The sequence below is a fragment of the Paenibacillus methanolicus genome (assembly GCF_008124765.1).
In the GTDB taxonomy this organism is placed as follows: Bacteria; Bacillota; Bacilli; order Paenibacillales; family Paenibacillaceae; genus Paenibacillus_Z; species Paenibacillus_Z methanolicus.
Map to the genome: position 1 here is coordinate 141030 of NZ_VNHS01000005.1, position 11970 is coordinate 152999.

The following is an 11970-nucleotide window of genomic DNA, read 5'->3' on the forward strand; positions in this document are numbered from 1 at the left end:
CTTATCTATGCTCGGACTATGGCACGCTTTTATCGAAACGCCACGCATGAAGCTGAAGCTTCAAATCAAGGTTTCCAAACGATCCGCCTACGCGCTCGATCTGGCCATGCAGCCGATCCCGCTGCCGATACGGATCGACGACGTCCGCCGGGAGGGCGACACGCTGCGCGGGTCCGGCAGCGCCAGCTGGCGTCCGGGCGAGAAGGTGCGCCTCGCGCTCGACTTCTCGGAAGATACGTTCCAAGGCACGATCGACATTCCGCTGTTCGGCGTCCATGAGCTGCGCGGGGCCAGAGGCGCCGGTCCGTCGCTCGCGTCCCCGCTCGCCGAGGAGATCGCGTCATACCGCAAGCCAGACGAAGCGGTATTGCCGCGCGGTGAAGCGGATATCCGCGAATCGGTGGAAGCGCTACTCGGCCGGTTGACCTTAGCAGACAAGATCGGGCAGATGAGCCAATGCATGGCGTCGAACTTCTCGTTCGGCGGGGCCGTCGACTCCGATCCGCCGGAGAAGCTCGTCGCGGAAGGCCGCGCCGGCTCGGTGCTCGGCGCCTTCGACATTCGCCGCGTCTTCGAGCTGCAGCGCATCGCGGTGGAGCAGTCGCCGCACGGCATTCCGCTGCTGTTCAACGGCGATATCATTCACGGCGCGCAGACGATATTCCCGGTGCCGCTCGCCTGGTCGTGCAGCTGGGACATGGACGCGATTCGGGAAGCATGCGCCATCGCCGCTCGGGAAGCGGCCGCCTCCGGCATCGTCTACAATCATGGTCCGATGGTCGATATTTCCCGCGATCCCCGTTGGGGACGCGTCGTGGAGGGCGCGGGCGAAGATCCGTATCTCGGCTCGCTGATCGCCAAGGCGCAGGTGGAAGGTTTTCAAGGGCGAACGCCCGAGGAGCTGCATGAGGCGGGGACGATGGTCGCCTGCCTCAAGCATTTCGTCGGGTACGGAGCGGCGGAGGGCGGCCGGGACTACAATACGGTCGACATGTCCGAAGCCGTCATGCGCAACGTCTATTTGCCGCCGTTCGCGGCGGGCATCGAAGCCGGCGCGGCCTCGGTGATGAATGCGTTCAACGTTTATCAAGGCGTGCCGGTCGCGGCCAACGTTCCGCTGCTCAAGGGCATTCTGCGCGAGGAGCTCGGCTTCGACGGCGTCTTGATCTCGGACTACGGCGCGGTTGACGAAATCGTGCAGCATGGCCATGCGCGCGACGCGAAGGAAGCGGCGAAAAAGGCGGTCGACGCGACGATGGACATCGAGATGGTGACGCGCGCGTTCGACCACATCCCGCAGCTGATCGCGGAAGGCAAGCTGTCCGAATCGCAGATCGACGATGCGGTGCGCCGCATTCTGACGCTTAAGTACCGGCTCGGTCTGATGGACGATCCGTACAGGTATATCCGGCCGGAGCTGGAAGAGCAGCTGCACTTCAGCGAGCCGCACCTCGAGGCCAGCCGGTCGCTCGCCCGGCAGTCCATCGTGCTGTTGAAGAACGATGGCACGCTTCCGCTCAGCGGGGACCGTAAGGATAAGCTCGCCTTGATCGGGCCGTTCGCGGACGGCAAAGATCTGCTCGGCCCATGGCAGTTCTCGCGTTACCAGCATGAGACGGTCACGTTGTACGAAGGATTGGCGGCTCAGGGCTATGCGCCGGATCAGCTGCTCCATGCCCGAGGTTGCGAAGTCCGCGACCCGATCGAAGGCGGCATCGAGGATGCAATCGCGAAGGCTATGCAGGCCGACGTCGTCATTCTCGCTCTCGGCGAGGAGAGCGAGATGTCCGGCGAAGCGGCGTCGCGCCAGTCGATCGCGCTGCCGGACGCGCAGCTGCGGCTCGCCGAGGCGGTGACGGCGCTCGGCAAGCCGGTCGTGCTCGCGCTGACGAACGGCCGTCCGCTTACGCTGGATTGGTTCGACATGCACATGAACGCCATCCTCGAGACGTGGTTCCTCGGCTCGCAAGCGGGCCATGCCATCGCGGACGTGCTGGGCGGCCAATACAATCCGTCCGGCAGGCTGACGATGAGCTTCCCGGCGCATGCGGGACAGATTCCGATCTATTACAACCATTACCGGACCGGCCGCCCCGTGACGGAGGCGAACGCGGGCGACAAATATATTTCCAAATATCTCGACGGTCCGAACGAGCCGCTCTACCCGTTCGGTTACGGGCTGAGCTATACGACGTTCGAGTACGGCGAGCTGAAGCTCGAACGTACCGAGCTGCCGATGAACGGCACGCTGCGGGTGAGCGTAGAAGTCGCGAATACCGGTACGCGCGCGGGCATCGAGACCGTCCAGCTCTACATTCAGGACATGTACGGTACCATCGTGCGGCCGGTCAAAGAATTGAAGGGATTCGCCCGCGTTCGGTTGGAGCCGGGCGAGAAGCGCGAAGTGGAGTTCGCTATTACGGCTGGCGATCTCGCCTTCTGGTCGCCCCAGGGCGGTTGCGCCGCCGAGGCGGGAGAGTTCCGCGCCATGATCGGACCGAGCAGCCGGCAGACGCGGGAAGCGGCGTTCGAACTGACGGAAGATGAAGCATAGGAGGAATAAATATGGCAGAACATAAAGATATTCAGGCGCTCGTCGGGAAGATGACGCTGGAGGAGAAAGCGAGCCTGTGCGCCGGCGCGGATACGTGGAACACGCGCGCGATCGAGCGGCTCGGCATTCCTTCGATCATGATGACCGACGGTCCGCACGGCCTGCGCAAGCAGCGGGCGTCCGCCGACCACCTAGGCTTGTTCGACAGCGTGCCGTCGACGTGCTTCCCGTCGGCCGCGGGCGTCGCGAGCTCGTGGAACCGCGCGCTCATCCGGCGGATGGGCGAAGCGCTCGGCCGGGAAAGCCAGGCGGAGAACGTCGGCATTCTGCTCGGACCGGGCGCGAACATTAAGCGCTCGCCGCTGTGCGGGCGCAATTTCGAATACTTCTCGGAAGATCCGTATCTATCCGCCGAGATGGCGGCAAGCCATATCAACGGCGTGCAGAGCCAAGGCGTCGGCGCTTCGCTGAAGCATTTCGCCGCCAACAATCAGGAACATCGCCGGATGACTTCGGATTCGATCGTCGACGAGCGGACGCTGCGCGAAATCTACCTGGCCAGCTTCGAGGGCGCCGTGAAGCAGGGGCAGCCATGGACCGTCATGTCCGCGTACAACAAGGTGAACGGGACGTTCGCCTCGGAGAACGAAACGCTGCTGACGGACATTTTGAAGGACGAATGGGGTCACGAAGGGTTCGTCGTCTCCGATTGGGGCGCCGTCAATGAACGGGCGAAAGGCGTCGCCGCGGGATTGGAGCTGGAGATGCCGGCCAGCCACGGCGAAGGCGAGCGCCAAATCATCGAAGCGGTGCGCGGCGGGACGCTTGCGGAGGAGAAGCTGGACGAGGCGGTACGGCGCATCCTGACCGTCGTGTTCCGGGCGGTCGACAGCCGGCGTCCGGAGACGACGTTCGATCCGGATGCGCATCATGCGCTTGCCCGGGAAGTCGCGCGAGAGAGCATGGTGCTGCTAAAGAACGAGGACGGCATTCTGCCGCTGGCGAAGGCGGGCGCCATCGCGGTTATCGGGGCGATGGCCAAGACGCCGCGCTACCAAGGCAGCGGCAGCTCTCAGATCCGGCCGACCCGGATCGACGATATCGCCGAGGAGCTGGCGAAGTCGGCCGGCGAGCAGGCCGAAGTGCGGTACGCGCAAGGGTACGCGCTGGACGCGGAGGAGCCGGACGAGGTACTGACTGCCGAAGCGGTCAAGATCGCTTCCGAAGCCTCGGTTGCCATTCTGTTCGCGGGACTTCCGAGCCGGTACGAGTCCGAAGGATTCGACCGCAAGCATCTGCGCATGCCGGCGAACCAAGTCGCGCTCATCGAGGCGGTCGCGGCGGCGCAGCCGAACCTCGTCGTCGTGCTGAGCAACGGCGCGCCGGTCGAGATGCCGTGGCTGGGCAGTGCCAAGGGCGTGCTGGAAGCGTATCTCGGCGGTCAAGCGCTCGGCGGGGCGATCGCGGATCTGCTGTTCGGGGACGCGAATCCTTCCGGGCGGCTCGCCGAGACGTTCCCGGTCCGCCTTGCCGACAACCCGTCCTATCTGTTCTTCCCCGGCGAAGGGGACCGGGTCGAATACCGGGAGGGGATCTTCGTCGGGTACCGATACTACGACAAGAAGCAGCTGGCTCCCTTGTTCCCGTTCGGCTATGGCCTCAGTTACTCGACCTTCGGCTATAGCGAGCTGACCGTGGATAAGCGGACGCTGACCGACGCGGAATCGCTGCGCGTGTCCGTCAACGTGACCAATACCGGAACGCGCGCGGGCCAAGAGGTCGTTCAGCTGTATGTGCGCGACAAGGCGAGCTCGGTCATCCGGCCGGATAAAGAGCTCAAGGGCTTCGAGAAAGTCGAGCTGGCTTCTGGCGAATCCGCGGTCGTGACGTTCGAGCTGGACAAACGCGGTTTCGCCTATTACGACGCGAAGACGCGCGAATGGACGGTCGAGACGGGCGAGTTCGAGCTGCTGATCGGCCGGTCGTCGGCGGATATCGTTCTGTCCGAGACGGTGACGGTGCAATCGACGACCGAACGCCGCATGGTCTTCCATCGGAATTCGACGTTGGCGGATATCGGCGGCAGCCCGGCGGGCGAAGCGTTCGTCCGGCAGTTGTCCTCGGTGCTGCCGTTCCCGCAGGAGTTGAGCGCCGAGCATTCGGCCATGCTGCGGGCGTTCATGGAACAGATGCCGCTGCGGGGCTTGCTTTCCTTCAGCGGCGGCAAATTCACCGAAGCCGCGCTCGAGGCGGTGCTGCGTCAGCTGAACGGGGAGGTGCCGGCATGACGGCGGCCGCTCCGAATTACCTCTTCCCGCAGCCGCGCCGCTACGAGACTATAGGCGGCACGTCGCCTCGGCCGGAACGCTTCGAGCTGCGGGCCGCCTGCGAGACGGCTGCCCGGCTCGCTGCCGAGACGCGCGCGGAAGAGCGGCTGGCCGCCATTCTGGCGGCGGCTTGCGCCGGATCGGCCGATCAATCGGGCGATCCGTCGTCCGCCGTCGCGCTCGTGGAATATCGCGAAGAGCTCCATCCGCAGGGCTACCGGCTGGCGTGGGGCGCGGACGGCTTGCGCTTCGCCGTCCGCACGGCGCAAGGTCTCCACTACGCGCTTCTGACGGCCGGACAGCTGTTCGAAGGCCAGCGCGGCGCCGCGGAATGGGCGCACTGCGCGATCGACGACGAGCCGGATTTCCCCGTGCGGGGGGCGATGCTCGACATTGGACGCAACAAAATTCCGAAGATGGAGACGCTGCGGATGCTCGTCGATCGCCTCGCGGAGCTGAAATTCAACCATCTTCAGCTGTACATGGAAGGCTTCTGCTTCGATTACGCCCGGCATTCGCATCTATTCCCGGAAGCCACGCCGATGACCGCCGCCGAGTATCGCGAGCTGGATGCATACGCGGCCGCGCGGTTCATCGATCTCGTGCCGAATCAGAACTGTCTCGGGCATATGGGGCCGTGGCTGGCGAAGCCGGAGTTCCGCGATATCGCGGAACATCCGGAAGGAATGCCGGCGCCCGAGCCGCTGGCGTTCAAGCTGCCGCCGCTGACGATGAATCCCGTAGACCAGCGGTCAGCCGAGCTGGCGAAGGCGTTGTTCGACGAGCTGCTGCCGAACTTCTCCTCCGTTTACGTCAATCTGAATATGGATGAGCCGTTCGGCCTTGGCACGGGCGAGAGCCGTGCGCGGGCCGAAGAGATAGGCGTCGGCGCGCTGTACTTCGAATACGCGGAGCGGATGTTCGAGATCGCGCGCGGCCACGGCAAGCAGCCGATGATCTGGGGCGACGTGCTGGCGCATCATCCGGAGCTGATGGAGCGGATACCGCCGGACGTCACCGTGCTGCACTGGAACTATGACGCGCCCGTGGCGTATGAGCCGCACTGCCGCAGGCTGCGGGAGCACGGTGTCCGCTACTACGTCTGCCCGGGCACGAGCGGATGGTTGTCCATTACGGGCCGCACGGACAATATGCTGGGCAACATCGCGGATGCGGCGCGCAGCGGGTTGACTCACGGCGCAAGCGGACTGATCGTCGCCGATTGGGGCGACGGCGGCCATTGGCAGACGCCGGCGGTCAGCTACCCCGCTCTTGCGTACGCGGCCGGAGCGGCCTGGCAGACCGAGGCGAATCTCGACCGGATGGAACCGCTCGAGCATCACGTATCCGCGCGCATGCTGCGCGACCGCGGCGGAGACGCGGCACGGTTCTTGATGGAGATGGGGCGTTATTATCATCTGGAGCGCAGCACGATGGACAATCGGACGTTGGCGGCCTATCTGCTCTTGCAAGGATTAAGCGATCGGGAGAAGCTGGAGCGGGATGCCGAGGTCATGGTCCAGGTGCTGAAGGTGCTGGGCGGCAGCGGCACGCCGTTCGCCCAAGACTGGCGGTATGCGGAGATGGCGGAGTGGCTGCGTCAGCGCCGGGAAGAGCTTGCGCGTCTGGATTTCGAGCCTGGAGCCGAATCGGAGCTCTTCCGAGCGGAGTTGGCCAACGCGCTCGACCTGATCGAGCAGGCGGCCGGTCTTCATCGGTATATTTTTCGCCCGGATCTGGAGGAGGCAGCGTCCGAGTCCGCTTGGGTGGAACAGCTGCGGGCGCAGCTTCAGCGGACGCTAGCCGAATTCAAGCGGCTCTGGCTCGCGCGCAACCGGGAAGGCGGACTTGCGGCCAGCACGGCGGCTTTCGAGAAGCTGCTCGGTCAATATGAAGAAGAGCTGCAGAAGTTAAGATAACGCGCGGCAGATGCCGGAGGAATCGGATCGTGATCCTCCGGACAGGGCGGCGTTTAGAAAACGCGAGCATCGTGCACAATATTGGAAATGGCGCCGCGGGCTTGCTGTCCGCGAGCGCTTTTTTCGCTTGCATATGGAGATCGATGGAAGAACTCGAAGGGTGGACGCTCCCCTCGCCAAGCTACCATTCGCAGTTCAAAAAATAGGTCTTTCTAATGGTTCTTTGGTCATAGTAGAATAGAGTACACCAGATACATGAATTTTGAAGGTTTAGGAAAAACGTGGATGATAGCGCTTAACAAAATCCGACATGCGCGCGTAAGCCACTCTTGTACGACTACCTCGTCTACTCACATAATGCTCAGAACATGACAGCTTCCACAACACAACAAGTCCAGGCAAACAAGAGAGGAGGAACTTCATATGCTGACATCCCCATTTCGCAACCCGCGCGCATGGCTTGCGGCGAGCATCGTCTTCATGCTGATTCAGCTGCCCCTGTTATATGGGCTGACGGAAGACTCGCTGCTGCATTTCGCGATCAATATAGCGGCACCTGCCGTAGCCAGCTTGATGCTGCTGCATGGCGGACAATCCGGAGCGCTGCATCGCCGGGTATTTTGGCGGCTGCTCGGGATCGGAACGTTGATCTATGCCGCGGCATGGCTGCTCAGGCTCCTCTTTCATCTGACGGGCGGCGTTCCTTCCAGCCCGAACCCGATCGACTATCTATGGAATATTCAAGGGTTATTGTACATCGTCGCGTTCTGCTATTTGCTGCTCAAAGAATGGAGTTACGCACAGGGAACCCGGTTTTTGCTCGACTGCGCCATCATGATCCTCCTGCTCGGTACGATCGTGTGGGAATATGTGCTGGAGCCTCATATCACGACGCTGCTGGCCGGCCAGCCGTGGTCGGTCATTTTCGTAAGCGCCTTCTATCCGGTGGCGGATTTCGTCATGATTTGTTTCCTGCTGCTCGTCCTGTATTCGCAGCGTATCCGGTTCCCCGCCGGCACGCTCGCCTTGCTCGGCATCGGCCTTGCGTGCTTCTGGGCGGCGGACTGCTATTACCTGAACATGATCGTCAGCCAAGAGAACTACTCGGCCGGCAGTCCGGTTAACGCGTTGTACAGCGCGGCGTTGTTGTTCATCGGCGTCTCGGCGCTCTATGCGAGAGGAGATCCGGCCGTGGAGCCGGCCGAGCCGGGGGCGCGTCCCGGGGGAATCGCGGCGAACAAATGGCTGCTCGTGCTGCTGCCATACGTCAGTATTTTCGCGCTGGTCATCGTGATTCTGTTCAAGCGCGAGCAGCTGCACGAAATGAAGGAGATGCTCGTCGTCGGTTCGTTGATCGCCGTGCTGACCGTCATCCGTCAGATCATGGTCATTCTCGAGAACGAAGCGTTGATCCGGCAGAAGGAACACATGTTGGCAGAGACCGAGTTCCTGGCGCATTACGATACGTTGTCCCGGCTGCCGAACCGGAACTTCTTCGAGAAGAAACTGTCGGAAGGGTATGAAGCCGAGCGGCCGTTCGCGATTCTGCTCATCGATTTGAATCGGTTCAAGTACGTGAACGATACGTACGGCTTGCATATCGGGGATGATGTCATTCGGGCAACCGCAGCCCGGTTGCAAAGCCTGGTCGACACGGATTCGCTGCTGATCGCCAGACAAGGCGGGGACGAATTCTCCGTGCTGGTCCGCGGCGGGATCTCGAACGAAGGGATCGAAGCGGTCGCCGAAGCGTGCATCGGCGTACTCTCGGAGCCGTTCCGGCTGGGCAGCCTGGAGCTGCGCATCACCGCCAGCATCGGAATCGCGCGGGCGCCGTACGACGGGGGCTCGTCCTCCCAGCTGCTGCGCAGCGCGCACATGGCGCTCATCAAGGCGAAGAGCCGGGGATTAAGCCAGTATGGCTTCTATCAGCCGGAGATGGCGGAGGCGACCGCCAAGAAGACGCGCATGGAGCAGATGCTCCGCCAAGCGTTGGAGAAGAACGAGCTGCTGCTTCATTACCAGCCGCAGATTTGCGCGCAGACGCAGGCGCTCGTCGGGGCCGAGGTGCTGGTGCGCTGGCAGCCGGCCGGACAGCCGATGGTTTCCCCGGCGCAATTCATCCCGCTGGCGGAAGAGACAGGCCTGATCATTCCGATCGGCGAGTGGATTTTCCGGCGCGCTTGCGAGCAATACGTCAAGTGGCGTGCGCAAGGCATGCGCGATATTCTGCTGTCCGTGAACGTCTCGCCGCACCAGATCGAAGAAGCGGATTTCGTCGAGCGGTTCGTCGCGATCATCGAGGAGACGGGCATCGACGCCTCCCGCGTCGTGCTCGAGATTACCGAGAGCTTGGCCATCCAGGAAGGCGAAGACGCGATCCGCAAGCTGAAGACGCTCAAGCAGCGCGGACTTCAAGTGTCGATGGACGATTTCGGCACCGGCTATTCGTCGCTAGGCGTGCTGAAGCTGTATCAGGTCGATTCGCTCAAAATCGCGCGCGAGTTCATCCGCGATCTCACGGACGATCACGAGCAGCGCACCATCGTGAACGCGATCTTGGCGATGGCGGCGAGCATGAAGCTGAAGGTGATCGCGGAGGGCGTGGAGACAAAGGAGCAGTTCGACCATTTGCGGCTGCAAGGTTGCGACTGGATACAAGGCTTCTACTTCTCGAAACCGCTGTCGGCCGAGGATTTCGCCCGTTTCGCCGGCGGCGGACGGCTGTTCGTTATCGCGTAGCCGCCCTCATCATGCAAGGATAGCTATAAACCAACTACAGCCGCAGGAGTCGTCCGGCGGCTGTTTGCCATGAAATAATATGAAGAGGACACATCGAAGACGGCCGCGGCCATTGGTTCCCCTCGGCAGAGGGGGAAGGGGGAGGGAGCAATAAAACTCGGGTCAAAGGGCGGAGCCCTCTTAACCTGACAGCATTGCGGCGTAGGGGAAAGGGGGAACCCACGCTCGTTTGGAGCTTTGTCCGCAAGGACAAAAGCGTGCCCCGCTCAAGCCCAATCGCCGACCGCGAACAAACGTAACAGCACGAAAAAGGGAGTCCAGAGGGCGAAGCCCTTTGGTTCCCCTCGGCGGAGGGGGAAGGGGCGAGGGAGGAGAAAGGGCGCGGCCCTTTACTTCAAATGCGTCAAGTATTCAAATGCGGTCGTGCCATAGACGCTCTTGAAGTGTTTGTTCAAATGGGTCAAATCGACGAATCCGCAAGCGGCGACGGCCGAATAGATGTCTTGGCTGCGTTCGATAAGCTGCTTCGCGCGTTCGATTTTGCAATTCAGGAAATACTGGTAAGGCGATATGCCGGCGTGGGCTTTGAACAAACGGATCAATTGAAACTTGGAGAGTCCCAGCTCGCCGCCGATTTCGTCCAGCTTCAGCACCTGTCCGAGATGCGCATGGATCATGTCCTTCGCTTTGTGAATAAGCCCATGCTCCTTCTTATTGTCCGTCGACAGCGTCGATGGCATCAGAAGCTCCGCAAGGGAGGCCAGCCGTTCGCCGCACAGCGCCTCGTCTTGGTCGGTCAAGACGGCGCGGGAGAGACTCAGCACGCTTTGTTCGAGCCGGGTATCGTACACGATCGGCGCGTGGAAGCGGACGATCTCCTTTCGCTCCATGACGTCCAGCAGCAATTCCGGCTGAATATAGAGCATCACGTAATCGAGGCCCGTCCGGTCGTGCGCCATGCCGTCGTGCGCCTGCTCCGGATTGAAGAGCATCACGCCGTTCGGGTAGGAGAGCTGCCGGCTGCCGTCCAAGGTGTACGCTTGAATGCCGCGCAGCGTAACGCCGATCGCATACTCCCGGTGCGCGTGTTTTTTGTACGTGAAATCGGTCATGCTCGCGGACAACGCCGTCACGCCGGCCGACTTGCGGTATTGAAATGTGTTCGCGTTCATGGCGCGGCACGCTCCTATCTTCAAGTTAGGTCCAGATCATCATGGCGGCATAGGCGAGAGCGCCGGCAAGCAGGATGTTCACGCGCTTCGTATGCTGCTGCAGCAGCGAGCGGAAGATCGCGCCGAACAGCACCCAGGCGACGAAGGCCGCGAATCCGATCCCCGTAATCATGAGGACGCCGGCCGCTACCGCGGGGGTTGCGGCGTCGTTCGGCGCGAGGAACGTCGGGATGACCGTCAATGCGAAGAGAACGACCTTCGGATTCAGAAACTGCATCAGGAAGCCGGATCCGAATGTCGCGTTGCGAGGCGCATCGGCTTGAACGGCGACATTCATCGTATACAGGCGATAAGCCAGATAGAGCATATAGCCGCTGCCGATGAGCCGCATCCCCATAAGGATGGCCGGAATGACGGCGGCGAGAATCGTATTCACCAGCGCGGAGAGGCCGAGCAGTACGCCGAAGCCCGCCGTGGCCCCGTAGGCGTAGCGCATGGCCGCTCTCGCTCCGCGATGGTGCACGGTAGATAGAAGGACGATATTGGTCGGCCCCGGCGTGAACGTCGCGACCGTGCAGTAGATGAAAAAAGATGCAGAATCCATGAGATAACCCCTTTCGGTTCTTCTCATATCCTACATCCGCGAAGACAGACGCTATAGTATATTATTGCAGATCTTCGGTGCCAGCCGCCATCGATTTCAAGTCATTCGCAATCATTTCCAGCCGGCCGCGCGCCATTGCTTAGACGACGCGTTGTTCCGCGGGGGACGCCGCAAGTCCGATCCCTCGGTTGAGGGCCGCGCCGCGCTCCATTCGCCGCAGCAGGTAATAGGACAGCAGGACGAAGAAGAGCACCACGACGGCTTGGATGCTGCCCATCGGATTGCCGACCGCGATCTGCGACCAGAAGGCGGAGATGCAATCGATCGTCAATCCGGCATAGGCCCATTCCTTCAGCCTGTAATATTTCGGGACGAGCAGCACGCCGATGCCGATGATCTTGGCGACGCCGAGAAGCGTCAGGAAGTAGGCCGGATAGCCGAGCAGCTCGGTCGTTTGCGTGAACGTTTTGGGCGTCTGCGCGAGCTCGTTGTAAGCGCTGAGGGCGAATCCGATGAGCGTGCATGCCGTGATGATCCAGTAAGCGATTTTGGTCGATTTCATTTGAACAACTCCCCGTTTCCTTTGTTGGTTGTGCCTTAGTTCGATTCTAGCTGAGAAAAGGAAACGGCAAAGCTGCGAAAAGTCATGCTT

General features: G+C 61.9%; 7 protein-coding genes. 4 read left to right on the forward strand and 3 right to left on the reverse strand.

Translation table 11 applies throughout. From position 1 onward, the window contains the following. The first annotated feature begins 7 nt into the window (after positions 1-7). The 4 genes from bglX to BCM02_RS14650 all read left to right on the forward strand — a co-directional run bounded on the left by bglX (position 8) and on the right by BCM02_RS14650 (position 9542). The gene (gene bglX, locus BCM02_RS14635) at positions 8-2554 is read left to right on the forward strand and encodes a beta-glucosidase BglX (RefSeq protein WP_148929851.1); all 2547 of its coding nucleotides are present in this window, start codon (positions 8-10) and stop codon (positions 2552-2554) included. Positions 2555-2565: 11 nt separating this feature from the next. Next, positions 2566-4842, forward strand: coding sequence for a beta-glucosidase (locus BCM02_RS14640; RefSeq protein WP_148929852.1), 2277 nt, complete (start codon positions 2566-2568; stop codon positions 4840-4842). Next, the gene (locus BCM02_RS14645; RefSeq protein WP_148929853.1) at positions 4839-6800 is read left to right on the forward strand and encodes a beta-N-acetylhexosaminidase; all 1962 of its coding nucleotides are present in this window, start codon (positions 4839-4841) and stop codon (positions 6798-6800) included. Before BCM02_RS14640 ends, BCM02_RS14645 begins: the two co-directional genes overlap by 4 nt. 423 nt (positions 6801-7223) lie before the next feature. After that, positions 7224-9542 (forward strand): putative bifunctional diguanylate cyclase/phosphodiesterase, encoded by a 2319-nt coding sequence (locus tag BCM02_RS14650; RefSeq protein WP_148929854.1) that lies wholly within the window; start codon positions 7224-7226, stop codon positions 9540-9542. Between the two features lie 389 nt (positions 9543-9931). On the opposite strand, the gene BCM02_RS14655 is transcribed toward BCM02_RS14650, so the two are convergent. From BCM02_RS14655 to BCM02_RS14665, 3 genes are all read right to left on the reverse strand, one after another. After that, on the reverse strand, positions 9932-10714 hold the full coding sequence (locus tag BCM02_RS14655; RefSeq protein WP_148929855.1) for an AraC family transcriptional regulator: 783 nt from the start codon (positions 10712-10714) through the stop codon (positions 9932-9934). Positions 10715-10739: 25 nt separating this feature from the next. Continuing rightward, positions 10740-11318, reverse strand: coding sequence for a LysE family translocator (locus tag BCM02_RS14660; protein WP_148929856.1), 579 nt, complete (start codon positions 11316-11318; stop codon positions 10740-10742). 139 nt (positions 11319-11457) lie between these two features. Continuing rightward, the gene (locus tag BCM02_RS14665; protein WP_148929857.1) at positions 11458-11880 is read right to left on the reverse strand and encodes a DoxX family protein; all 423 of its coding nucleotides are present in this window, start codon (positions 11878-11880) and stop codon (positions 11458-11460) included. Positions 11881-11970 lie beyond the last annotated feature (90 nt).